This is a genomic window from Treponema sp. UBA6852 (assembly GCA_002449305.1).
In the GTDB taxonomy this organism is placed as follows: domain Bacteria; phylum Spirochaetota; class Spirochaetia; order Treponematales; family Treponemataceae; genus Treponema_D.
The window spans coordinates 1-25,511 of the sequence record DKDI01000030.1 but is presented as its reverse complement, the minus strand read 5'-3'; the positions used below and the strand labels follow the sequence as shown (position 1 = coordinate 25,511).

General features: G+C 39.9%; 21 protein-coding genes and 1 pseudogene. 9 read left to right on the top strand and 13 right to left on the bottom strand.

Going from position 1 to position 25,511, the window contains the following annotated elements:
* From B3209_RS05970 to B3209_RS05960, 3 genes and pseudogenes are all read right to left on the bottom strand, one after another.
* Positions 1–451: pseudogene (locus B3209_RS05970) on the bottom strand (lipopolysaccharide biosynthesis protein); the annotation flags it as partial.
* Positions 452–1,120, bottom strand: a complete 669-nt coding sequence (locus tag B3209_RS05965; RefSeq protein ID WP_296690161.1) for a WecB/TagA/CpsF family glycosyltransferase — start codon at positions 1,118–1,120, stop codon at positions 452–454.
* 152 nt (positions 1,121–1,272) lie between these two features.
* Positions 1,273–1,638, bottom strand: a complete 366-nt coding sequence (locus tag B3209_RS05960) for a hypothetical protein (RefSeq protein ID WP_296690159.1) — start codon at positions 1,636–1,638, stop codon at positions 1,273–1,275.
* A gap of 123 nt (positions 1,639–1,761) precedes the next feature.
* On the opposite strand from B3209_RS05960, the gene B3209_RS05955 reads away from it, so the two are divergent.
* Positions 1,762–2,109, top strand: coding sequence for a helix-turn-helix domain-containing protein (locus B3209_RS05955; protein ID WP_296690157.1), 348 nt, complete (start codon positions 1,762–1,764; stop codon positions 2,107–2,109).
* A 483-nt stretch (positions 2,110–2,592) separates the two neighbouring features.
* Here B3209_RS05955 and B3209_RS05950 read toward each other — a convergent pair whose 3' ends face one another.
* Together B3209_RS05950 and B3209_RS05945 are read right to left on the bottom strand one after the other, a co-directional pair.
* A complete protein-coding gene (locus B3209_RS05950) occupies positions 2,593–2,862 on the bottom strand; it encodes a type II toxin-antitoxin system YafQ family toxin (RefSeq protein ID WP_296662525.1) in 270 nt (89 codons plus the stop codon).
* The gene (locus B3209_RS05945; protein ID WP_296662527.1) at positions 2,852–3,073 is read right to left on the bottom strand and encodes a hypothetical protein; all 222 of its coding nucleotides are present in this window, start codon (positions 3,071–3,073) and stop codon (positions 2,852–2,854) included. Before B3209_RS05945 ends, B3209_RS05950 begins: the two co-directional genes overlap by 11 nt.
* A gap of 406 nt (positions 3,074–3,479) precedes the next feature.
* Here B3209_RS05945 and B3209_RS05940 point away from each other — a divergent pair, with 406 nt between their 5' ends.
* From B3209_RS05940 to B3209_RS05930, 3 genes are all read left to right on the top strand, one after another.
* Entirely contained in the window at positions 3,480–3,836 is a 357-nt protein-coding gene (locus B3209_RS05940) for a helix-turn-helix domain-containing protein (protein WP_296091446.1), read from the top strand.
* The gene (locus B3209_RS05935) at positions 3,823–4,503 is read left to right on the top strand and encodes an ImmA/IrrE family metallo-endopeptidase (RefSeq protein ID WP_296662528.1); all 681 of its coding nucleotides are present in this window, start codon (positions 3,823–3,825) and stop codon (positions 4,501–4,503) included. Before B3209_RS05940 ends, B3209_RS05935 begins: the two co-directional genes overlap by 14 nt.
* A 214-nt stretch (positions 4,504–4,717) precedes the next feature.
* Complete coding sequence (locus B3209_RS05930; protein ID WP_296662530.1) at positions 4,718–5,494, top strand: DUF4469 domain-containing protein; 777 nt, start codon at positions 4,718–4,720, stop codon at positions 5,492–5,494.
* Positions 5,495–5,559: 65 nt separating this feature from the next.
* Here B3209_RS05930 and clpB read toward each other — a convergent pair whose 3' ends face one another.
* From clpB to B3209_RS05905, 5 genes are all read right to left on the bottom strand, one after another.
* Positions 5,560–8,145: an ATP-dependent chaperone ClpB gene (gene clpB / locus B3209_RS05925; protein WP_296690154.1), complete on the bottom strand. Its 2,586-nt coding sequence runs from the start codon at positions 8,143–8,145 to the stop codon at positions 5,560–5,562.
* 60 nt (positions 8,146–8,205) lie between these two features.
* Entirely contained in the window at positions 8,206–9,387 is a 1,182-nt protein-coding gene (locus tag B3209_RS05920; protein ID WP_296663141.1) for a hypothetical protein, read from the bottom strand.
* A 120-nt stretch (positions 9,388–9,507) separates the two neighbouring features.
* Positions 9,508–9,729, bottom strand: coding sequence for a hypothetical protein (locus B3209_RS05915; protein ID WP_295797493.1), 222 nt, complete (start codon positions 9,727–9,729; stop codon positions 9,508–9,510).
* Positions 9,730–9,767: 38 nt separating this feature from the next.
* Positions 9,768–12,752, bottom strand: coding sequence for an insulinase family protein (locus B3209_RS05910; protein WP_296690153.1), 2,985 nt, complete (start codon positions 12,750–12,752; stop codon positions 9,768–9,770).
* Positions 12,749–14,023: a flagellar motor switch protein FliG gene (locus B3209_RS05905; protein ID WP_296663148.1), complete on the bottom strand. Its 1,275-nt coding sequence runs from the start codon at positions 14,021–14,023 to the stop codon at positions 12,749–12,751. Before B3209_RS05905 ends, B3209_RS05910 begins: the two co-directional genes overlap by 4 nt.
* A gap of 151 nt (positions 14,024–14,174) precedes the next feature.
* Between B3209_RS05905 and B3209_RS05900 the strand changes: the two genes are divergently transcribed.
* Complete coding sequence (locus B3209_RS05900; RefSeq protein ID WP_296663150.1) at positions 14,175–15,662, top strand: Do family serine endopeptidase; 1,488 nt, start codon at positions 14,175–14,177, stop codon at positions 15,660–15,662.
* 292 nt (positions 15,663–15,954) lie between these two features.
* Positions 15,955–16,524, top strand: a complete 570-nt coding sequence (locus B3209_RS05895) for a manganese efflux pump MntP family protein (RefSeq protein WP_296663153.1) — start codon at positions 15,955–15,957, stop codon at positions 16,522–16,524.
* A 12-nt stretch (positions 16,525–16,536) separates the two neighbouring features.
* On the opposite strand, the gene B3209_RS05890 is transcribed toward B3209_RS05895, so the two are convergent.
* From B3209_RS05890 to galT, 3 genes are read right to left on the bottom strand one after another with little or no spacing between them, the layout of a single operon-like run.
* Positions 16,537–17,535 carry a hypothetical protein gene (locus tag B3209_RS05890; RefSeq protein ID WP_296663155.1) on the bottom strand — a complete coding sequence of 333 codons (999 nt, stop codon included), beginning with the start codon at positions 17,533–17,535 and terminating at the stop codon, positions 16,537–16,539.
* Entirely contained in the window at positions 17,522–18,559 is a 1,038-nt protein-coding gene (asnA, locus tag B3209_RS05885) for an aspartate--ammonia ligase (protein WP_295797512.1), read from the bottom strand. The genes B3209_RS05890 and asnA overlap by 14 nt, the downstream gene beginning before the upstream one ends.
* Before the next feature lie 41 nt (positions 18,560–18,600).
* Positions 18,601–20,109, bottom strand: coding sequence for a UDP-glucose--hexose-1-phosphate uridylyltransferase (gene galT / locus B3209_RS05880; protein ID WP_296663158.1), 1,509 nt, complete (start codon positions 20,107–20,109; stop codon positions 18,601–18,603).
* A 410-nt stretch (positions 20,110–20,519) separates the two neighbouring features.
* Here galT and B3209_RS05875 point away from each other — a divergent pair, with 410 nt between their 5' ends.
* The 3 genes from B3209_RS05875 to B3209_RS05865 are packed head-to-tail and all read left to right on the top strand — an operon-like array spanning position 20,520 to position 25,172.
* Entirely contained in the window at positions 20,520–21,359 is an 840-nt protein-coding gene (locus B3209_RS05875; RefSeq protein ID WP_296663161.1) for a DNA/RNA non-specific endonuclease, read from the top strand.
* A gap of 52 nt (positions 21,360–21,411) precedes the next feature.
* Positions 21,412–22,590 (top strand): CapA family protein, encoded by a 1,179-nt coding sequence (locus B3209_RS05870; RefSeq protein ID WP_296663164.1) that lies wholly within the window; start codon positions 21,412–21,414, stop codon positions 22,588–22,590.
* Complete coding sequence (locus B3209_RS05865) at positions 22,581–25,172, top strand: helicase-related protein (protein WP_296690151.1); 2,592 nt, start codon at positions 22,581–22,583, stop codon at positions 25,170–25,172. The genes B3209_RS05870 and B3209_RS05865 overlap by 10 nt, the downstream gene beginning before the upstream one ends.
* The last annotated feature ends 339 nt before the right edge of the window (positions 25,173–25,511 follow it).

The following is a 25,511-nucleotide window of genomic DNA, read 5'->3' as shown; positions in this document are numbered from 1 at the left end:
CGATTATCGCGCTCATGTACGGCGTAGTCATAAGGGTGAACAGAAATGATATGACCGCACACTGATAAATCCATTTTGCGGCAGCCAAGCGCTCCAGCGGAATCACAAGCTTATTGCATACAAACCAAAGCCCCAGAGTTTCCGCAAAAATGACAATCACAGCGGAAAGAAATGCGTAGATTGTAAGAATTACGGAAAATATATGCGGAAGTCCGGCTTCGTTTTTCCTCCCCATCTCAAACGAGAAGAAACGCTGGCTTGCAGTCGCCATCGCGCCGCTCAAAAAACCGAACATCGTGACCACGCCTGCAACAACATTGTAGATTCCGTAGTCTTCCGCGCCGAGCGTATTCAGAACGACGCGCACCGTGTACAGAGACACGAGCATTATGAGAATCTGGCGGAAGTACAAGGCAAGCGTGTTTTTTGCTATGCGGGAAGAGTTGGACATTTAAACCGCTTCCCTCACATCATATTTTCTGCGCCTATACTTCACCAAAAATTTCACCAGCTTCATCTGTCTTGCCACGCGCTTGAACGAGAAACTTGCGAATAGGCGGAAAAGCCATTCGAGTCCGAGGCGAATCATGAACTCAGGCGCGCGCTTTGTGTTTCCGCTCCAAAAATCGACCGCGCCACCGTTTCCGAAGATTATCTTTGCGTTCAGCCTTTGCCTGTTTTCCCAAATCCATTTTTCCTGAAGCGGACAGCCTTTGCATACAATCAGGATGTCGGGTTTTGCGGCGTTTATTTTTTCAATCAGATAGTCGCCGTCAAATTTTGTGTAGCCGAACGTCCATTCGATTATCTTTACGTTCGGATGCGCGCTTTCGATGCAGAGCTTTGCGTCCTCAAGGTTTTCGATTTTCGAGCCGTAAAGATAGACGCCCACTTTTCTGCCGTCAGGAAGATAGCTGAAAAAATCTGTTCCCGGATAGCGATCGGAGGCGGAATACGAAGTGCCGAGCTTTTTGTTGATTGCGTACAGAAGATTTATTCCGTCTATAAAGTTGTACTTCGCGCTCTTGAAATATTCGTGAAGAAGCGGATTTTTTTCTTGAGCCAAAAAGATTTCAGGATTTATAAACGAGATTACAGACTGCCCGGAACCATCGAGCATCTAGGAGAAAACAGACTTCATCTCCGCAAGGTCAGAAGGAACTGCGAGCGGAATTTCCTCAAAGAGATAGTTTTTCATATCACTCTCCAACCTTCGCAAATGAAAGTGAAGTTACTTTTCTTTCAAGCCCCTCTTCTTCCTGCTCTATCTCTTCATCGCTCACAAATTCCCTGTCCGAGTCGTAAATCACCTGACCGCGACCATCCGCACAGAACGTCTCTATAACACTTTTCCGCACTTCCTCGTCGCCAAGCCACACGGATTTCTCGCTCTCTGAAACCGGAGACAGAGTGCATATATAGAAGAATTTGTTCAGTTTTGTCCGCCTTGAGCCGTTCAAGCACAAAAGAAAGCATCGCCTCTGTAACACCGTTCGGGAAAATCATAATTTCTTTTTCCGCCCAAGAGCCGCCTGCTTCGCTTGTGAGAAAACCGTGCATTTCGTTTATTTTTTTCTGCGTGAATCCGTCTGGTGCAGAGCCGCAGAGAATGGCGTGTCGGGTCAAAATCTTCTCCAAATCAAGAATAATAATGAGAATTACATAACTTGATTTATGACATCTCATTATTAATTTATGATTATATTATGATTTATCATTATTAACAAGAGATAATTTATGAAATGTTATTAATATAAGACTATGCCAAAAACTTTTAGGGAAAATCTGAGGGAAGAGCTTGATTATCAGGACATGAAGGTCAAGGAGCTTGCCGTTGCGACCGGAATTCCAAAGCCAACTCTGGACTGTTACCTGAGCGCACGACAGGTGATTCCCCCTGCCGACATTGCGGTAAAAATCGCGCGGGCTCTGAATGTTTCGGTTGAATATCTGGTTACAGGAAAGGATGAAAAATCAAAATCGCCAGCGTTTATTCAGATTAATCCGGAGACAAAGTCAATTTTAACAGATTTAGATTCGATTCCGCAGAACATACAAAAAACCATAAAAAATCTTATACACCAGACAGCAGAATCATTGCAGAATTGATAAAGACGAAATGCTGGAGATTAACACAGAGCTTAAAACCCTGAGCAAAAAAAGACTGCGCTCTTGAAGCTAAAATAGCAGATAATCTGAAGGAGTTGTTCGGGGAAATGAAAAACGAAATAGCAATACACAATAGCGAATAGATAAAAAACAATTGGAATATGATGTTATAAAATAACTTCTATTTCGCAAAATTAAAAAATTATTGATTTTGCGAAATAGGAATCAGTATTATAAATATTGCAGACTTCCTTTTGAATAAGAACTAGCAATTTATATCAAACTACATTATAGAAGACAACATTGAAGTTTCGGTTTTAGAACACGGAAGAGTCTGTCCTGTTTTTCTGCTTGATATTTTTGCATCTGTATGCAAAAATATCAAATGAGATGTTCCTGTAATAAAAAAACTTGAGCTACTTATTTATATTTTATCTGAAAAATAATCGATTACAACTAGCTTTTTATCATTTACGCAATTTATCAAAACAACTCGCTGTGAGAATTTATTCTGAAAGCCGTAAGAATTAACGCATCTTTATTTTTGCTGTAAATCAGCACAAGGTCAGGCTTTACATGGCAGTCCCTAAAACCGGCATACTCGCCTTTCAACGGATGATCTTTATATTTTTGCTCCAAGATTTCGTCATTTGCAAGTCGGTTGATTACATTTTTTGCAAGTTCTCTGTCTGCTGGCGATAATTTTGCGTAGTCTTTGTCAAAACGTTTTGTCGTGGCGATTCTATAGACCATGAGCGGCCTCATATTCATCCATGGAAGAAAAAGCTTTCAATGTGCCTTTCTCATATTCCGCAAGGACTTCAGCCTGCTCAGCCTTTAATTCATCAGCAAGAGAATTTTGCTTTTTTATGGAAACCTTAGCCGCAGGATGCAGTTTGCACACACTCTTAATGGCAGAAAGAAGCGCATTATCAGCATTCTGAATAGTCATACTAACAACCATAAAAAAATCCTCCTAAAACTATCTAAAATAAATTTAACATAGTCATTTTCAAAAAGCAATTGTATTTTTAATTTTCTTACTATAATTAAGCACGAATAAGCTCCATTTTAGTCCGTGGCGCGGACATTCACATATCCGCATAGCGGACACATACATATCCGTGGCACGGACGTAGCCATATCCGCAACACGGACTTGTACATGTCCGCGGCACGGATTTAAAAACAATCCAAAAGTACAATCATTTTGCACAAAAACATTTAAAATGCTTGACAAAGTGGTTTTCTAGAGTTATATTTATCATATCAAAAGTTCTTTTTAATTGTACAAATACAAAAGAATTTTTACAAAGGAATACAGAGTTTTTTTATTAAAAGGCACATATAAAGTGCAAGGGTGAAAAGTTAATGGGTAACACTTTTTTCAAAGAAAAAGTAAGAAAGTTAAGGGAGGGAAAAAATCTTACAATGGAGCAGCTTGCAAATGCTGTCGGAGTAACAAAAAGCCGTGTTAATATGTGGGAAAACAACGGCACTGTTCCACGGCAGGATGCACTGTTGAAGCTCGCAAAGTTTTTTGAAGTTTCAACTGACGAGCTTTTAGGAAACTTCAATTTTAAGGAAACAAACATGAAATTAAATTCTATTCAGCGAAACCTGAAAAAACTAAATGATTCTGACCTTGACAAAGCTGATGCCGCAATGAAACTGCTGTTTGGCAAAATCTGGGAAGAAGATGAAAAGGAGGAACATGGCGACTTATAAACCTGACTTTAAGAAATCTTATATTGCTGCCCACGAAAAGCTTGTAAAATTGCCACTTGGAACAACATTTCCGCTGAAAACTGCGAAAATCATTGAAGATTTTTCAGACTTGGAACTTCATTCGTTTAACTGGGCAGAAAAACATGGCTTTCTACGGATATATTTTAAAAGCGAATCAGCAGAACTTTATGAGCAAAATGGATGCTACACAATTTTTTATAATGAAACAAAGCCGTCCACACATTCAAAGTTCTCAATACTTCACGAGCTTTTCCATTATGAAAGCAATCATGATTTAAACGCAGGCGAAAAAAATACAGAGCTTTATAATAAGCAAGAAGTTGAGGCAAATTTCTTTGCCGCAGAAATGCTTATGCCAGAGCCAGTAATAAAAGAGCTTGAAAAACGCGGCAAAAAGATGGATGCAAAAGAAATTCAAAAAGTCTTTGGGACATCTGCAAAGGCGGCAGAAATCCGATTCAAGACGCTAAAAAGCTATCCAAATTTTTTACGTTCAAATGAAGAAAAAGAATTTGACGAATATCTTGTAAAATTTACTTTCAAAAAATTTATCGATTCCATCTGTCCAAAGATGCGAAAATTAGACCTGCAAAACGAATATGAAGTGCAGGCAGAGCGAGACAGATGGATAGCAGAAGGATATTAACATTAATAATTAATATAGAAAAAATGATAAATTTGGAGGCAATTTAAGACTAGCGCGGAAACTTCGGAACTTTCCGCAAAAAAATAGCCGCTTTTCACTGGTACTGAAAAACGGCGACTAGAACATACTCACGGTATGGCTAATAGTGTTACTAATATTACCGTGAAAAGACTGTCCGAGTCAAGAAAATTTTATAATAAGAGGTAATGCCCCTATGGCAGAACTTATTACAGAGCACACTGGCTCTACAAAAACAGTAAATGTAACGGTAAGAAAAAGACACATAATCGACGGCGAAAAACAATTCGCCACAGTAAACCGCAACACTGCAACCCTTGAAAACATAATTGCAGCAGTTCACAAGAACAATCCATTGATTTCTGAAAATATCATAAGAACTGTAGCAACAGAATTCAAGATAGCAATGCTTGAAAAACTGCAAAATGGAGAAGGCTTGAATCTGTTCGATCTTGGAACTTTATATCTTACTTCCAAAGGCAGCATTGAATCAGAAAATCCAACGGCAGAAGATGTTCCTGCATTCGGTGTCGGGTTTACTCCCTCAAAAACCGCAAAGTTCTCTGTTTCCGATATTGAAATTGATTCTCTTGAAAAAGCTGAAACCTCTCCTTCTATAGCAACCTTCACAGATCTTTCAACTAACAAAACTGGGTTTGAAATAACAGAAGGAGGCGGAATGAGAATTTCTGGAGAAAGGTTAAAAATTGCAGGAAGCAATGACGAGACAGGCATATTCTTTGCGCCTGTTCTTGAATCTGGCAAAATCGATGAAAACGAAGAAAACTGGAATAAAGTTTCAAAACTTTTCAGAAATTTTCCAAAAGATTTGTCATTTTTCTTGCCGGATATTGCAAAAGCAGAATCAAAATGGTTTATTGTAGTGCGAACTGCAAGCAGCTGGGGTTCAAGGACAAGCAGCACATTAAAAACCTCTATAAGCAAGAATCCAATTTCGGTGGTTTCGGCTTAAATGAAAGTGATAAAAAAAGCAGTGTTGGAATTTCCAACACTGCTTTTTCATAACATCGCTACAAATTACTTAAACACAAGCTCACGTCCGTTGCTCGAAACATTTATCGTGCAGCCTTCGGCGAACTTTCCTTCAAGCAGTTCCTTTGAAAGCGGATTTTCTACCCAAGTCTGAACCGCACGCTTTACAGGGCGGGCACCAAACGCAGGGTCATAGCCTTTTTCTGCAATGAAGTCCACAGCAGAATCGTCAAACTTAATTGCAATTCTTCTGTCTTCAAGGCGTTTTGCAACACGCTCAAGCTGAATCTTAACGATTCCGCCAATACAGCTCTTGTCAAGACGGCCGAACATTACAATTTCGTCGATTCGGTTCAAGAATTCCGGGCGGAAATGCGTTTTAAGCAAACCGTCAATCTGAGTTCTTGCCTCTTTCATCTTCTCGTCTGTGTCAGCATCAAGAATCAGCTCGCTTCCCAAGTTGCTCGTCATAATGATAATTGTGTTCTTAAAGTCCACAACTCTGCCCTGTCCGTCTGTTAATCTTCCGTCATCAAGAACCTGAAGAAGAACATTGAAAACATCAGGATGCGCTTTTTCAACTTCATCGAACAAAACTACACTGTAAGGTCTGCGGCGGACTGCTTCTGTAAGCTGACCGCCTTCATCGTAGCCAACGTATCCCGGAGGCGCGCCAATCAAACGGCTCACGCTGAATTTTTCCATATACTCAGACATATCGATTCGGGTAAGCGACTTTTCATCGTTGAACAAGAAGTCTGCAAGAGTTTTTGCAAGCTCTGTTTTACCAACACCAGTCGGTCCTATGAACAGGAAGCTGCCAAGCGGACGGTTCGGGTCGCTCAAGCCGGAACGGTTACGGCGAATTGCATCGCTTACAACCTGCACGGCTTCGTTCTGCCCAATAACACGCTTGTGAAGAACTTCCTCAAGCTGCAAATATTTTTGCTTTTCGCTAGAAAGCATTTTTGCAACAGGAATTCCTGTCCAGTTGCTTACAACACGCGCAATGTCTTCTTCTGTAACTTCCTGCCGCAAAAGGGACTCGCGCTCTGGGTTCGCCTCAACTTCCTTGTCGTGGGCAACAGCCTCTGCAAGCTGCTTTTCCAATGAAGGAATTGTGCTGTACTTTAATTCAGCGGCTTTTGCAAGGTTGCCTTCACGTGTATATTTCTCTTCGTTAAAGCGAGCCTCTTCAAGCTCTTCTTTTATCTTGCGACTCTTGTCGATGCTGTTTTTTTCGTTCTGCCACTGAAGTTTCATGGCATCGCGTTTTGAAGTCAGCTCTGAAAGTTCTTTTTCAAGTTTTTCAAGACGCTCTTTTGAAGCGTTGTCGTCTTCCTTGCTCAAAGACTGCTTTTCAATCTGAAGCTGCAAAAGTTTTCGCTCAATCTGGTCAAGCTCGGTAGGCTGGCTTTCAATTTCCATCTTTAAACGGCTTGCGGCTTCATCAACCAAGTCAATCGCCTTGTCTGGCAAAAAGCGGTTTGTGATGTAGCGGTTTGAAAGAACTGCCGCGCTTACCAAAGCCTCATCGTTGATTCTAACTCCGTGATGAATTTCGTACTTGTCGCGGAGTCCGCGCAAAATAGCGATTGTGTCCTCAACAGTCGGCTCAGCGCAATAAACTTGTTGAAAACGTCGCTCAAGGGCCGCGTCTTTTTCAATGTACTTGCGGTATTCGTCAAGAGTTGTAGCACCAATAACGTGAATTTCCCCACGGCTCAACGCTGGCTTTAGCAAGTTTGAAGCGTCCATTGAACCTTCGCTTGCGCCAGCCCCAACAATCGTGTGAAGCTCATCGATGAACAAAATTATCTGTCCTTCAGACTTTGTAACTTCAGTGATTACAGCTTTTAGCCTCTCTTCAAATTCACCGCGGAACTTTGCACCGGCAACAAGGCTTCCCATATCAAGGGAAAGAAGACGCTTGTTTTTAAGACTTTCAGGCACATCTCCGCTTGCAATTCGGCGTGCAAGACCTTCAACAATCGCAGTCTTACCAACGCCAGGCTCACCAATCAGAACCGGATTGTTCTTTGTTCGGCGGCACAAAACCTGCATTACCCGGCGGATTTCTTCATCACGGCCGATAACCGGGTCAATCTTGTCCTGACGGGCGCGCGCAGTTAAATCCGTGCAGTATTTTTCCAAAGAACGCATCTTGCTTTCCGGATCCTGGGAATCAACACTTTGGTTTCCGCGAACGGACTTCAGGGCTTCAAGAACTGTATTCCTGTCGCAGCCTGATTTTCTCAAAAGCTCGCCAACATTGTCGTCTGCCTGAATCATCGCAAGAAAAACGTGCTCAGTAGAAAGAAACTGGTCTTTTAAAGAAGCCATTTCCTTTTCTGCCTTGGCAAGAACTTTCTGCGCACTTGAAGACAAAGACATTTGCGTCTGGCCTTTCACAACAGGATATTTGTCCAATAAGTTTTCAAGATTTGTTTGCAAAGAAGAAGGCTGAAGTCCAATCCGTTCAACTAACGGAGGAATCATTCCGTCTTTTTGATTAAGCATGGCATACAAAAGATGCTCATTGCCTATTTCGCTGTGGTCTCTTTGCTGGGCCAAGCTGCTTGCGCTTTGCAGCGCATCTTGCATTTTTAATGTCATCTGTTCGTAGTTCATAAATTTCCTCTAAAAAGGAATATACAAATTTCCGAACTAAAAAGCAAATTTTTTTAAGGATTATTTTTCTGCGGTTTCAAGATTGCCGTATTCGCAGATGCACTTGGAGATGTCAGCCTGTTCCAAAAGCTCAAGATTTTTCTTCATTTTTTTATACAGCTTGAATTTTCCAGTTCCAGAGCCGCTTGCAAGAATCCGCATAACCTTCCTTCCGCCAGCAGGACTTTCAAAATCGCGCAGAGACATTTCCTTTGTGTTGCAGAAAATATCAATGTCAATTACATAACGCCTGTCGTGAACGCTAACAGACCAATGCAGCTTTAAGCCTTCATCTTCTGTTCCATTCATTTCCTGGCAGTCATAGCTTATCTGATTTTTTTTCAGCTTGTTTGCATGAAATTCAATATTTTTTCCTTCAATTGAAACAAGCACTGAAACTTTATTCTTGTATTCGCCCTGAACCGCAAAAACAGAAGCGTCCAAAAGCCGCCCAGAAATTTCACTTGTAAAATTCGAAGAGCTTAAATGGAAATACGGAGAAGAAAAATCCCTGCCCCAGTTTTTATCATAATATCCAAAAGAATTCCGCGGATTCACATTGTACTCTTCATTGTTGAAAATTATTGTGCCGGAAAAATCAGTCTTGCCGCCAAGAACAGCCCAGTTTATGTCTTTTGTTCTGTAGTCTGAAGAAAACGAAATGCTCCGTGAAAACTTTAAATTCCAAGACATAGTGCCAGAACTTCCCATATATTCCGGATGCGCACGCAAATCTTCGTCTGTAACTTTTATTGCGCCCGAAGTATAGTCATGCGCCAAAATGCAGGCTGGCAATTCTTCCTGCTTGGCTGAAATTATATATTCGCTTTTTTTTGCAGATAAGATTTCGGACGGAAAATAAGAATTCATCTGGCTTGTGCTTAAAGAAAGAACTCCAGCTTTTATCATAAAAAATGAAGGTGAAACATAAGTTTGAGAAGTGAAATTCTTTGCAGTTTCAGAGCCTGCCAAAACGTACTGAAAATCTTCTGTAGACTTGTTAAAACGGTTTTTAAATCCAAGCACGCATTCTTTGGGAGACAAGGCGGGGTTCACAGCGTAAAATTCAATGAAGAAAGTTTTTTCTTCGCCGGAAACTGAACTTACAGCGTTTGTAACAAGCCTCCAGCGGTCAAAACCATTTTTTCTAAGGGAACCTTTTAATTGCAGTTTTTCATTACGGCAAATTTTTTTTGCAGCCATATATCTTCCCACCAAAAACAAGACACAGCCAGCACTAAAAAAAGCACGGCATTTTCTAGCAAACTTAAATAAATATTTTACAAAGATTGCCTTAGGTTTATTTTCGGCAGGAAGCAGTGTTTATTTAAATATTTTCTTTAGAGAATCTTTGAATTCAGAATTGTCTAGCGGAAAGTGCTGCTCCAAGAATTCAAAGCAGTTTTGCGCGCCGCGCTGAACGTGCTCATACCAAATTGAGTAAAGCTCCGGTTCAATTTTTTCGCTAGGGAAAGGCGCGCCCTGAACATCAGAAACAAGTTGTCTCATCAATCTTGTTAATTCTTCTACGTTTTTGTTGGTCATTTTTTTCCTTCATTTTTAAAGCAGATAATATTTTATTATTATAGTGAAATTCTTATTATTTTTCCACTTATTTTTTTAATTTTATCAGAAATCATGTCTTTTCCACAGATTGCAACTTTTCTTCCGCATAAAACAGCATCCTTGTAACGGCAGACTGATTTTTCAATGTCGTTCTTTTTGAGGTTCAGCAAATTTTTTATTCTGATTTTATCAAGAGAAAGAGAAATTCCATAAAGGCATCTCATAAGTCCAGTTCCGCCTCTCATAGCAGGTGTGTACGGCTCAATTTCGTCTGAATAAACTCCGGCAATGGCTTTTTTTATGTCGTCAAAAGAGAATTCATCTTTTTCAAGAAGCGGAAGCTTTTCTTCAAAATATTCAAGAGAATCAAAAGGCTTTGGGTCGCGGTATGTGGCAAAGCAAGTTGCGCCGCTTGAACTTTGAACAGAAAGAAAAACACCGTATGCTCCGCCGCTAGTTCTAATCTGCTTCCACAAGTCGGAAGTTTCAAGCAGATGTGAAAAAACTGTGTCCGCCATGATTTCTTTTCCTTTTTCTCCAGAACTTTTTACAGCGGCAGAAGCAAAGCCTGTGTTTCCCGGCACAACAAAAACTTCATCCACACAAGGATTTTTCTCGCAGTAAATTTTTCCAGAAAGTTCAGTCTGCTTAAAAAATTCTTTGTCGGAATTTTTTTTCTTTGGCTTTGGAAATTCAAGGCAAAGATTTTTTGCAAGAAAAGCAAATCCTTTTTTAGCCGCAGCAATTCCTGAAGTTCCGGCTGTTACATGAAAAAGAGAACCGCTTGAAATTATTTTTTTATAAATCGTCTCAAGCCTTTCAGAAATTTCAGAAAGTTTCATTTTTTTTATTTCATTTATCGCAAAAACAGAAGTAAGGCCGTCCTTAATTTCTTGAACAGCACACGAACGGTTTAAAAGCCTGCAGGACCTAAGCATTGCAAAATAATGTCCGCCAGGAACAACAGACGCATTTAAACTGGAGCACAAGCCGTTTACAATTGTCTTAAGCCTAGATTTGTCTGAAAAATCAATTGAAGAAATAATTTCGCTTGCAAAGTCAAAGGCTTGCGCGGATTTTTCTTCTATAAACTTAAAATGAATAACAAGCCACTCACGCCCAATTATAAGCGGATTTTCTGCGGCAAGTTTTTTGGAATATTCTGGAACTTTCGCGCTTCGTATATAAGCTCCAAAATCTCCCATGATCCTGTCGGAATAAGAAATTGTTTCTTCCCAAGATCTTTTTTTTGTTCCAAGCCCTGAAATGCAGCTAGAAAGCAAAGGAAGAAATTTGTAGTCCGCAGGCTCAAGGCGGTCAATAGGAAAAGAAACAGAAGCGTAGACAATTCCGTTGCAGGCTTCTTGATTTATATAGAAAGGAATTTTTTCGCACGAAGTTTTTCGGGTTTCAATTTTTTCAGCAGGATTTTCAAGCTCTTCAATATTAACAGCAGGAATCAAATTTTCATTTTCCACACTGGATTGAAAAGCATGAAGTTTTTCAAGTAAAAGAAAAACATTCTCTTTCCCGATTTTTTTATAAAGGCAAGATGCAAGTTTTTTTTCTTTTTCGGCTCTATCAAGGCTCCATTTTTCAGACGGCGAAACTGTTACCAAAGTTTTATTTTTATTTTCAACAAAAAATTTCTGTATAAGATTTTTTAAATATTCTGGCTCGTCTTTTATTTTTTTCTTTATCTGCTCAAAAGATTCAATAAAAGCAAGCGCGTCTTTTGGATCTGCTCCGTAAGTCCAGGAACGCAAAACACGCTTAAGAAGAACAAGGGAATACGGACCATGAGACGGAGATCTTTTTACTTCTCTTATTGAAAAATCAAAGCTCATAAAACTGCGCTCAATGTCTTCTTCTTTTATTCCATTTTCAGCAAGCAACTTCATAGAATCATCAATGCAGTTTTGAAATTCCTGAGCCTCTTCCGGCTTAAGTCCGTTCATGCCGACTGCTATGGAAAAAAATCTTGAGCTTATGCTGCATCCTGTTTGCGGCGCAATATCGCAGCCTTTAAACTTATTCAGCAAAAGTTTTATAACTGGCGCAGAATCGTTTCCCAAAAGAAGCTCAGACAAAAAACTTATTTCCATTGGAAGTGAAAAAAGATTTTCCTTTTCCGCGGAATCTCCGATTTTCCAAACCAAGGCCATTGTGTTTTTTGAATCCTCTGCAGGACCAAAAGCGTCAATCCGTTTTTTCATTTTTACAAAAGAATTTTCAGAATCAAATGAATATTTTTTGCCAAAAGATTTTATGTTTTTAATTACATTTTCGTTAAGAAAATCCAGCTGTTCTTCTGTTGGAATGTTTCCGTATAAAAACACAAGACAATTTGCCGCGCAGTAATATTTTTTGTGAAACTCTTTAAACTGCTCATAAGACAAAGTTGGAATTTCCAAAGGATCGCCGCCGGAATCTTTTTCATATCCAGTGCCAAGAACAGAAGCATTTAAAACCGCGTCGGTCGCAACAGAATTAAAAGACGAATAGTTTCCTTTCATCTCGTTAAAGACAACTCCCTGAATTACAGGATTTCCGTTTTGGTCAGTTTCAATTCGCCAGCCTTCCTGCAAAAAAGTTTCAACATTTAAAATCGGAAAAAAAACAGCGTCCGCATAGACAGACATCAAATTAAAATAATCAGTTTTTATAAGAGAGCTTGCAGGAAAAACAGTTCTGTCTTTTGCGGTGTAAGCGTTAAGATATGTATTTATGCTCTGGTTTCTAAGCTGAAGAAACGGATCTTTTATCGGAAACTTTTTTGAGCCGCACAAAACGCTGTGCTCAATAATATGCGCAACTCCAGTGCTGTCTTTGCAAGGAGTTCTAAAGGCAAATGCAAAAAGATTTTCTTCATCGTTGTTCAGAATATGAAAAACTTCCAAGCCGGATTTTTTATGCCGCAAAAAAATTCCTTCTGAATCGTAATATGGAATTTTAAAAACATCCAAAACTTCAAAGTCTTTGTAAACATCATTTTTTTTCATACATAAACCTCGCCTTCATCTCTTCCTAAAACACGCAAATCTCCGTTTTCCCAAGCGCGTCTAAGAACGGAATAAAACGATGAAGTTATTTTTTCGCTGTCGGATTTTGTCAAATGATGAATCATGCTTTCTTCATCAAGAACAACGCGTCTTCTGTTCTTGGAAACATTTGAAAGAATTTTTTCTCTAAACGCATCATTCTTTCCATAAATCAAAATTGCAATGTCGCGGTCTTCCATGTCATGAAGATAATTCTGAATAAATCTGTCATCTGAACCAATAACATCTTCTTCTGTAAAAAGCCGTTTGCGCAAATCTTCGCCAAGCTCTGGATCCTGCTCGCTCAATGTATTGATAATTGAATTTTCCGCAGAAGGATTCATTCTCTTTAAAATCTGGGCAAGCACTCCGCGTCCGTCCATGTTCTGCGAATTTTCTGTGTTTTGGGTAAGAAGCTTTTCGTGCAGGCTCTTGTCAATTTCAGCAAGAACTTCCGGAGCAACAGGCTTCATTTTTGCAAGACGCAGGACAATCTTTTTTTTGTCATCAACGTCCATTAAATTTATTACTTTTGCAGCTTTTTTAGGCTCAATCTGCGAAAGAACAAGCGACTTTACAGCATCAGATTCTCCATCAATCAAAACTTTAATTCGCTCAGCATTCGCATCCGAAAGATAGTCAAAAGGCTTTCCGTCCGGATACTTCACAGATTTTTTGAGCATATCCTCAGCTTTTTCAGAACCGTAAGCCTTGGTCAAAATATTCCGCGCAGTCTCAAGTCCGCCTTCTTCCCTAGCCTTTTCAACAAGAGATTCAAATTCCTCAAGAATCGAAGCTGACTCTTCCGGCGTGATTTTTTGAATTGAAGCGATTTCTGGAATTATTTTTTCTGTCTGCTCTTCTGTCAAATGCGGAAGAATTTTCGCAGCCTCATCAATTCCAACTATCACAAGGAATTTTGCAACTCTTCTATATATATTATCTTTTTCTGTTGAAGAAGCCGGAATCTTTACAAGTCCGCCGCTCGTAAGATTTTTTGCCGCGTCTTTTACATCATCTGATGTCGCTGATTTTTTCTTTTCAAACCAAGTTCCAGTTTTTGCCGCGATTTTTGCCTGCTCTATATTTTGCCTTTCCGCATTCTCTTTGTTCTGCTTTTCAATTCTGTCTATTGCTGAATTGACATTTTCAAAAACCGGCTTATGGACAAGTTTTTTATTCTGACTGGCTCCAGCTGAATAAGCGTTAAGCCTGTAATCTTGTAAATTCATAGGAACATTTTAATTTATGATATGATTTTTTTCAATTTGAATACAATATTTTTTTTGAAAACTATGTAACTCTTTGCAAAATTTGTTTATTATTTTAGTAAAGAAATTTTTAGCATAGAAAACTTCAAAAATCAGGAGGTTTTAGTTTAATATGAAAAACTTAGTGAAGAAGATTGCGTACATAGCCGGAGCCGCAGTAATGGCAGCCGGAATATTTTCGCTTTCATGCAAAGTGAACAAAGGCTCAGCAAGCGTTGCTTTTGCAGAAACACCAGCTGCGCAAATTCCGCAGGACTCATTGGCAGTTACTCAGGCTTTGCAGGATTCATTCCGTTCCATAACTTCCCAAGTGCTTCCGGCTGTTGTAGAAGTTGATGTAAAAGAAACTACAAAAGTAAAAACATTTTCCCCATTTAAGGATCTTCCATTTTTCTTTGGTCTTCCACGCGATGAAGAAGAAGGAGACGGAACAAAAGAGCTTGAGCAGTCTGCGCTTGGCTCTGGTGTAATCGTAAGAAGAACAGGAAACACGGTTTATGTTCTTACAAACAACCATGTTGTAGGAAACGCCACTTCAATAAAAGTCAAGCTTAACGATGAGCGCGAATTTGAAGGAAAACTCGTTGGAAAAGATGAACGCATGGACATTGCCCTTGTTTCATTTGAAAGCAGCGACAAGTCAATTACAATTGCAAAGCTTGGAGACAGCAACACAATTCATCAGGGAGACATTGTTCTTGCACTTGGAAGTCCTCTTGGATATTTTGCTTCTGTAACACAGGGAATTGTAAGCGCAACAGGCAGAAGCGGCGGACAAATCGGCTCAATCAGTGACTTTATCCAGACTGATGCGGCAATCAACCAGGGAAATTCAGGCGGTCCGCTTGTAAATATTTTTGGTGAAGTAATCGGTATAAACACCTGGATTGCTTCAAATTCCGGCGGCTCACAGGGACTTGGATTTTCAATTCCAATCAACAATATAAAGGAATCAATAAACCAGTTCATTGACAAAGGAAAAATAACTTACGGCTGGGTCGGAATAAGCCTCGTTGAAACTACAGATGAATACAAAGAGCAGCTTGGAATAGACAAAAAACAGCAGGGTGCACTTGCAAGCCAAGTATTCCTTGACGGACCTGCGTACAAAGGCGGAATTCTTCCAGGCGACTTTATAATCGGGCTGAACGGACACGATATAAAATCCGTAGACCAGCTTATCCGCGAAATCGGGGGCATTCCAGCAGGAAAAACAACAACTATAAAAGTTCTGCGCGGAAAAGCAACAAAAGAAATTTCTGTAAAGATTGATGAGCGCAACGAAGAAGTTTCTGCAAACGACACAAAGCTCTGGCCTGGATTTGTAGCTTCTCCGCTTACTTCAGATTTAAGAAAACGCCTCAATATTGAAAAAGAAAAAGTTGAAGGCATAGTTGTTGCAAGAGTGTTTGAAAAATCCCCTGCCGCAGCATTAAGGCTTCAGGAAGGAGATATCATCTGTGCTGTAAACGACAAGAAGGTTTCAAGCCTTGAAGAATTCTATGCGGCTTTAGACACAAATTCAAAGAAAGAAATATGGTACGATGTGTATAGCAACGGACACGTTGTAACAACAGCAAGATACAAAATCGGAAAGTAAAGCAAAAAAATTCTTCTTGCTTAAAAATGTCGCGCCTGCCGCGGCATTTTTTGTTTTTGTAAAGACAGCTTTTCTGAAAAAGTTATTTTTTTTTGATTATTTTTTTGCAAAATAAATGTAACCAAAACAAGAGATTTATGTTGTTATTATTGAAAGACAAGAGACCTCTTACTTTCTTCATAAGAACTCCTTTTTCAAGCTCCAGCGGGTGCTGGGGCTTGTTTTTTTTACAAGGCAACTGAAAAATTAAATTACCTTTACACAACTTTCTTTCACAAATATAATATCCGCCATGTCTGTATTGGAATTGTTTATTTTGGCTGTAGGATTAAGCATGGATGCCTTTGCAGTTTCAATTTGCAAGGGACTTGCAGCAAAAAAAATTTCAGCCAAAGAAATGTGCATTGCCGGTGCCTGGTTCGGCGGATTTCAGGCTTTGATGCCGTTTTTGGGTTGGATTCTAGGCTCAAGATTTAAATATTATATAGAAAACTTTGATCATTGGATTGCATTTCTTCTTTTAGCCGTAATTGGCGCAAACATGATCCGAGAATCATTCTCTAGCGAATGTGAAAAAGTTGACAATTCATTTGCTTTAAAAACAATGTTTGTAATGGCAGTCGCCACAAGCATAGACGCGCTTGCAGTCGGAATAACATTCGGCCTTTTGCTTGACAATTGGAAAGAAATAATCCTTGCAAGCCTTTTTATCTGCTCAATAACATTCTGTTTTTCCGCAGCCGGAGTAAAAATTGGAAGCGTATTCGGAAACAAATACGAAAAAAAGGCAGAAATTGCAGGCGGAATAATTTTAATTTTAATAGGAATAAAAATTCTTTTAAATCACCTTGGGATTTTATAATTAAAGATTGCACTAAAGGATTTTATAATCAGGACCTTCCGCCGACTCAAAAACTTTTAAAGAGCAGCTTTCCATCGTGACATTTTCGCAAAAATCCGCAATATTCATTGAACAAGGAGAAAGCAAGTCGTCTGGATTGTAAGAAGTTTCAACAACGCTTTCTTCATTTTCACATGCAAGGCGGCTAAAAGCTCCGTTTAATCTTACAATATCTTTTACAGCGGCAAAAAGATGCATTTTGTTTTTTTCTTCAAACTTTTGCTTTAAAAATAAAAGCTGAAGTTTTTCAATCGCTTTGTGTCCTGCAAGTTCCGGGTCAAACCCAGTTTCAAACGAGCAGTTGCTGCAAAGCTGAAATTCCTCAAAGTCAGAAAAAAATGAAGAGGCTTCTATTTTAAGCGCATTTATAACACTGAAAAACCAAGGAACTGCCCTTCCCGCTGAATAAAATGTCTTGCAGGCAAACGCCATTCCTCTGGAAAAATCAAGGTCTTTAGAAGAATAAATTCCAGTCGGTTTTGGCTCGCGGTACGGCTTTTCTTCTATCTGCGGAAAATCAATGTGGTTTGGATAAAGTGAAACTGCAAAATCAAGGCGGCTGCGGAAATTTTTGAAAGTGTCGCCAGTTTTCATTCCCCAGTCCATGTTAAAGCCAAACACAAGCCCCGCTTCATTTAAAAGCCGAGCCTTCTGCGAATAAAATTTCTTGTCGAATAAAAGCGCGCCGTTTTTTTCTGTTCCGTAAAAAGGAATTTCCAAGGAACAATATATTTCTTCAAATTCCTGCACAAGCGTTTTGTCAAGAATTTCAGGGGAAACCAAAATTGAAACAAAAAGCTCCGGGCAGAACTTTTTTATCTGGCTTATAAGGCGAAGAATTCCGTTTTTATCATGCGAAAACTGACTGTCAGAAACAGAAAGTTCTGTGATTCCTTGCCTTTGAAATTCCGAAAGAGTTTCAAATATTTTTTTTATTGAAAAGACAGAAAGAGACGCCTTAGAGGATTGCAATTCCGTGCTTCTCACATTCATCTATCATGGAATCCGGCCAAATGCTGACCTGAGTTTCCCCGATATGGGCTTTGCGCAAAAAGTACATGCACAAGCGCGACTGTCCGATTCCGCCGCCCATTGTCTGCACGAGAGAACCGCTCAAAAGCTTTTTATGGAAATCAAGTTCCGCACGTTCCGGACAACCTCGTTCCTTTAGCTGGGCAACCAAAGATTCCTTGGAAACTCTTATTCCCATTGAAGAAAGTTCCATTGCCTGATTCAAAACAGGATTCCAGACCAAAAGGTCTCCGTTAAGTCCTGTGTGTCCGTCGCCACTTTCTGTAATCCAGTCGTCATAATCTGGAGCGCGTCCGTCATGGATTGAGCCATCCGGAAGTTTTCCGCCAATTCCTATTACAAAAATTGCTCCGTGTTTTTTGCAGAATTCGTTTTCACGCTCTTTTGGAGTAAGTTTTGGATAAAGTCTGTATAAATCATCTGAATATACAAAAGTAATTTTCGGCGGAAGAATAGGAGTAATTTCTTCGTATCTGTCATAGACAAAAAATTCAGTCTGCTTAAGAACTCTGTAAATCCGCTCAACAGACTCGCGCAGGAACATTACATTTCTGTCGTTTTCATCGATGTGCATTTCCCAGTCCCACTGGTCAACATAAAGCGAATGAAGATTGTCCAAAGTTTCGTCCGCGCGGATAGCATTCATGTCTGTGTAGATTCCAAATCCGCAGCCAAGTCCAAGCTCAGAAACTTTCAGACGCTTCCATTTTGCAAGCGAATGAACAATTTCCATTTGGGCATCTCCCATGTCTTTCACAGGGAACTTTACAGGTCGCTCAACTCCGTTCAAATCATCGTTTATTCCAGTGCCTGATTTTACAAACAAAGGAGCTGTAACTCTTGTAAGCCCAAGCTCCGTGGAAAGCGCAAGCTGAAAAAAATCCTTCAGCAAAACAATAGCTTTTTCAGTTTCCTTTACGCTAAGCAAAGGCTTGTAATTTTCTGGAATATACAAATCAGGCATTTTAGTCTCCGTACATGAACTTATTTTAGAATCTCCACATACTACAACGATTTTATAAATTTTTCAAATGCTTTTTTACCTTCTGGATTTCTTTTGTAAACGCCGGCGTCTTCAAGAACTTTTGCAAATACAATTCCAACTTCATCCTGAAGAATTTTGCCAACATTGCCTTTTGTTATGCTGCTGTACTTTGGAACAAAAGATTTTACCCAGTCGTAATGCTTTCCAAGAACTTCATCTGCGCTAAAGTCTGTTCCGCTCAAAATGACATCTTCCAAGCCGGCAAGTTCTTTTTTTAACCTTGACGGAAGAACTGCAAGTCCCATAACTTCAATCAGCCCGATATTTTCCTTTTTTATGTGGTGAAGCTCTGCGTGCGGATGGAACACACCAAGCGGATGTTCGGCTGTAGTTATATTGTTGCGCAAAACCAAATCAAGCTCGAATTTTCCGTTTTTCATGCGGGCAATCGGCGTGATTGTATTGTGCTTTTCACCGTCAGTTTCAGCAAAAATAAAAGAGGCCTCGTCTGAATACGCTCTCCATTTTTCAAGAATTCTATCGGCAAGAAGACAAACTTTTTCAGAATCATTTCCGTCCAAGCGGATTACGCTCATAGGCCATTTTACAATTCCGCAGTCAACGTCATCAAAGCCCGCAACTGTGAATTTTTCTTCAACAGGAGCTTTTGCCATAGGGAACTCGTAGTTTCCGCCCTGAAAATGGTTATGAGAAAGAATTGAGCCGCCAACAATCGGCAAGTCGGCATTGCTTCCGATTATGTAGTGCGGAAAAAGCTTTACAAAGTCAAAAAGATAGCGGAAAGTTTGAGGGCAGATTTTCATTGGCTCATGCTCGTAGCTAAAGACAATGCAGTGCTCGTTGTAGTAAACATAAGGCGAATACTGAAGCCCGAACATTCTTCCGTTAAGCTCAACAGGAATAATTCTGTGGGTCTGGCGCGCGGCATGGTTTACGCGTCCTGCATAACCTTCGTTTTCCTTGCACAAAAGACAGGCTGGATAACCACCCTGCTTTGCATTGCGTGCGGCAGCGATTGCCTTTGGGTCTTTTTCAGGCTTTGAAAGATTGATTGTAATGTCGATGTCGCCGTATTCGGTGCTTGCCTTCCATTTTAAGTCCTTGCAAACTCTGTAGCGGCGGATATAGTCTGTGTCCTGGCTGAATTTATAGTACCAGTCGGTCGCATCCTTTGCGGATTTTTTATAAAGCAAATTGAATTCCGCCTGAACTTCTGAAGGACGTGCAACAAGGCAGGACATAATCTTTGTGTCGAACAAGTCGCGGTAGACAATGCTGTCTTCTATGAACTTTTTTTCCACAGCATAGTCCAAGAGGCTTTTTAGAATATTTTCAAGCTCGCAAAGTTCCACGGAAGGCACAAATTCCGCCTGCTGCTCGTTTTCAAATCCATCAAGAGCAAAAAGCTCAAGCAAACGGTTCTTTGTATAAACAACATCTTCTTTTTTGATAAGACCAGTTGCAAGACCATAGCCTGCAAGGGAATTAATAGATTCGTAAATATTCATACTGCGATTTTAAAATGATTTTCCCCAGCTGTCAAACAGACTTTCACCAAGGTGCGCAATCAGTTGCACAAAAAAAACAGTTGTCTTATTTGTCATTGACGTGCTTGACACGGCAATCTGTTGCAAATTTTTACAAGATTATCGGGTCAAGCTCGATAATGACAGGAAAATATAAAAATGGCAATGACAAGAAAATTCGACATTCAAAGTAAATAAATGCCGGAACGGAAGCGAAAATGCAGAATTGGAGTAATTTGCTGTTTTTTTTTGCCGCATGGCATACAAAGAAAATTGCAACCCTAGCCAATTATGTTTTTCCGCTGAAAGTGCAGTCATTTATGTTTTTTACAATGTTTACTTATTGAAAACAGTTGACATACACGCTTTTAGAACTAAAATAGCTTTTCTGTATGAACTTTAAGCATAAAACAATTCTTGCAGCCTTGCACATTTTGATTGTAGCGGCTGTTTTTTCGCAGGAAATATCAGAACTAGAAATTCCGCTATGCCATGCCACTTCTTGCGGCGAAAACACAGGCGACCACGAAGTCCACAGATATTCAGGGTTTTCACTTTGCTTTAGGAACAGCTACAAGGACGCTGAATGGGTAAGCTACACGCTCACGCAGGAAAAGCTCATAAAAAATGCGCGGCGGACAAACAAATTCACCGAAGACAAGAATATTTCAACAGGAAGCGCGAAACTTTCAGACTACAAGGCAAGCGGATATGACAGAGGACACCTTGCGCCGGCAGCAGACATGGCTTGGAGCGAACAGAGCGAAAACGAAAGCTTTTTAATGAGCAACATGACACCGCAAGTTCCGCAGTTCAACAGGGGAATTTGGAAAGAGATTGAAGCCCAAGTAAGAAAATACGCGCAAAGCTTGGACTTTCTGATTGTAGCGACAGGCCCGGTCCTTGAAAAACAGCCAGAGGAATACAAATCCATAGGACAAAGCAAAGTCCGTGTCCCCGAATATTTTTACAAAGTCCTTCTTGCAAAAGACAAGAGCGGAAACTGGCAGTCAATAGGCTTTATAATTCCAAACGAAAAGAGCGAGCATGACATTTTTTCGTACAAAGTCTGCGTAAACGAAGTTGAAGAAAGAACATCCATAGATTTTTTCAGCGCGCTAGAAGATTCAATTGAAGAAGAAGTTGAAAGCCAGACAGAAAATATGTTTACACAAGATTATCGGGTCAAACCCGATAATGACACTAAATTGAACCTAATAATCCAAGACTGATAACAACGATAAAAATTGCAATTTTCAGAGGTTGACTATATAATTTCTATCAATGAAAAGAGTGTTTATTACCGCAATCTTTCTAGCGGGGCTGCTGTTTGCTTCATGCGAATCCTCAAAAGTAGAAGAGCCTAAAGTAAATGAATTTGAAATAAAGGAAGACGAACTTGTTACATCTCAAAACTTTCTGGACGGAAAACTTTTGCTTACTTTTGCAGGCGACATAATGGCGCATTCCGAAAACACAAGGGGAAACTTCCAAGACATTTACACGGAAATTGAAGACATTGTAAAGCAAGCTGACTTTTCATTTGCGAACCTTGAAACTTCCGTGGACAACAAAAAAGAATATTCTTCATATCCAAGGTTCAGTGTAAAAGAAAAATATGCAGACGCCGCAATAGAAGCTGGATTCAATGTGTTCAGCCTTGTAAATAACCACTGCAATGACTTTGGAAAAGCGGGGCTTGAGTCAACCAGAAAGTACTTTGAAAAAAAGCAGAACCAGCTAAACGCACAGAACAAGGAGCTTTATTTTGCCGGAATCAAAAAAAACAAAGGAGAGCAAATACAGTTCATTCCGATTGAAAAAGACGGATGGAAAATTCTTTTTGCCGCGGTAACAGAGCTTGCGAACCAGTGGCTCGATATGGAATACTTTGATTTTCTTAAGCCCACAAAAAAAGAGCGAGAGAAATTCCTTGAGCTTATAAAGCAGAAAAAGGCTGAATGCGACTTGCTGATTCTAAGTTTTCACTGTGCGGAAGAAGAATATGTTCTGACCATTGCTGAAAATCAAAAAAAATTTTATCATGCACTTATTGATTCTGGCGTTGACGTTCTTTGGATAAACCATCCGCACGTTGCAAAAGACTGGGAGCTTATAACTTACGATGGAGTTCCTAGGAAAATTATTTTCTATGCAATGGGAAACACTATCAGCGGGCAAAGAAGAAATCCTGAATTTTCGAATCCGGCCAACAGAAGAGAATACACCGGGGACGGCTATATTTCGCAAGTTGCATTTGAAAAAGATTGTGGCAAACCTAAAATTTCCTGGGTGAATCCAGTTCTTGTTACGACGCTGATTACAGATGAGAAATATTTCGTCATAAAAAAGCTGAATGATGAATTTCTAAATACACTGGAAGAAACTTCAAAATGGAAACCGTATCTTTCAGAACGAAAAAGACTTATGGAACAAATAAAAGGAAAAACTAGATGTCAATAAACTACAAAAACCTTCCTGTATATGAGCAGAAAGAAAGAATCCTTGAAGCGTTAAAAAACAATCAGGTTATAATAGTACAAAGTCCGACCGGCTCTGGAAAAACCACGCAGCTTCCAGTTATACTGCACGAGGCCGGATATTCGCAGACAGGAACAATCGCCGTAACCCAGCCAAGAAGAATCGCGGCGTTAAGTGTAAGCGAATTCATTGCAAAGCAGCTCAAGACAAAATATCCAGGGCTTGTTGGATACAAAGTACGCTTTGAAGACAAGACCGATCCTACAACAAAAATAAAAATAATGACAGACGGAATTCTTTTGCAGGAAATGAAGCTAGATCCTTACATGAGCAAGTATTCTGTTATCATGGTGGACGAAGCGCATGAACGCAGCTTGAACATAGACTTTGCGCTTGGACTTTTAAAAAGAATTCTTGCGGTGCGCCACGACTTTAAAGTAATAGTAAGTTCCGCCACAATGAATGCAGAAAATTTCAGCAGATATTTTGGCAACTGCCCTATCATAAATATTGAAACACAGACATTTCCTGTGGCGATGGTTTACGATCCGCCTGAATCCAAGCCGACCACAACAACAGAAGCCGGAGTTGAAGCAATCCTTGGCAAAATAGAAAAGACAATCGACCGTGTGCTAGACAACAAGGAAACAGGCGACATTCTTGTGTTCCTTCCGGGCGAAAAAATAATCAAGGACTGTATGCAGCGTCTTTACAATTCCACATTCAGAAACAGAATCCACATTGTTCCGCTTTACGGAAGGCTTCCAAAAGAAGAGCAGGAACGGGTTTTTGACAACGCTCCATTCGGAAAAAAGAAAGTTGTTCTTAGCACAAACATTGCTGAAACCTCTATTACAATAAACGGAATTACAACTGTAATCGATTCAGGGCTTGCAAAGTTGAATTTCTACAGTCCAAAGACATTTACTTCAAGTCTTGTGGAAACTCCAGTAAGCCGAGCAAGCTGCAGCCAGAGAAGAGGAAGAGCCGGACGCACCTGCGAAGGAACTTGTTACAGACTTTATTCACGCAAGGATTTTGAAAGCAGGCAGGAATACACAACAGAAGAAATTTACAGAACAGACTTGAGTGAAGTTGTTCTGCGCATGGCGGAGCTTGGAATAACAGAATTTGAAAAGTTCGATTTTATTTCTCCTCCCGGACACGAAGGACTTGTTGGAGCTGTGAACACATTGAATATGCTTGGTGCGCTTGAAAAAGACGGCTCCCTTTCCAGCATAGGAAAGCTCATGGTTCAGTTCCCGCTTGAGCCTCGCATAAGCCGAATAATTGTAGAAAGCATAATGCGTTATCCAAATGTAATGGAAGAAGTTTTGATTGCATCTTCATTCTTAAGCGCGCAGTCTCCGTTTGTGCTTCCCGTTGGAGAAGAAATGGATGCACGGCAAGCACACCATTCATTTAGAGACATGCAGGGAGACTTTGTTGCCTACGTAAAAATGTTCAGGACTTATTCAGAAATGAAAAACAAGGAAGCGTTCTGCAAAAAAAATTACCTTGACGAGCGCGTAATGGCTGAAATCCAGAACATAAAAATTCAGCTTGAAGAAATCGTGTCGCAAAAGCTTCAGCTTCCAGTCTTGCGCAACGGAAACATGGAAGACTACCTTTGCTGCATTGGTTGCGGAATGATTCAGTTTGTATGTGTGCGCGAAGGAAGAGAAAATTACAGAAGCCTTACGCAGGACCACATTTCAATCCATCCCGGCTCCTCGATGTTCAAGGCGAATCCAATTTATATTGTAGCCGGAGAAATTGTTAGAACAAGCAGAATGTTCGCAATGAGTGTTTCGCCGCTAACAAAAAAAATCCTTGAGCAGATAAGTCCGGGACTTGAAGAAAAGCTAAACAAAATCCGCGCGGAAAAAGAAAAGGACAGAGCAGAAAAAGCCCAAGCCTCAAAAGCCTCAAAAGACTCAAAGAAAAAAGAAAAACAGGAAAGCAAAAAAAGCGCGAAAAAAGAAGACAAGAAAAAAGACGAAAACGCAGTTTCGTTCGGAGGAGAATCATTCGAATGCAAAAAAATCAAAGGCAAAAAGACACTGCTTCTTCCGTGGAACGAATTTAAAAGCGCAATTTCAAAGGAAACAAACGAAAGCCTTTTGAACAACATTGCAGGAATGAAAGGCATAATTCTTATGAAGGGCGGATTCAAGCTTCTTTCCGGCGAAAAAATGGAAGTCATAATGAAGATTGCAAAAACGCTCAACTTGAATCCGCTTGATGAAAAGTCATGGCCACGCAAGCTGAACATAAACATCTTTGAAAACGGCGGACTTGAGCAGCTAATAAAAAACATTGACTTTGCGATGCGCATTACAGTTGCAAAATCAGCTTCAAAGGAACTTGGATTTGTCTGCCTGTTCACGGACGGAAACGGAACTTACTGGTTCAAGGTTTCAAGAGGATTTACAACTGCGCTTAATGAAAGCCTTGCTTCTCTTGAAAAACTCATTGACGACACAAAAGATTCAGAACTTGATATTTCAAGAAAAGAAAAAATCAATATGCTTTACAGACTTTTAGACGGAATGTATAAGTAAATATTGAAAATTTTTACTTTTTATAAATCCCATGAAAAATCATGGGATTATTTTTTTAATCATAAAACCTTAACAAACTCCTGCTGTTCATAAAAACTCTTCAAAACCGTGCAGTTTTTGCATTTTTTCGGCAATAAATAGTTATCATAGAAAACTTCAACAAAAACAGGAAGGAAAAATGCAAAGACATGAACTTACACCAGCCCAAAAATGGGAGCGGCTCACACTCGCCGACAACTTCATCTTCTGCAAAGTCCTTGAGGACAATCCGGAAGTCTGCAGGCATCTCATTGAGATTCTCCTCAACATAAAAATCGACAGAATCGAAAAGCCTGCCGC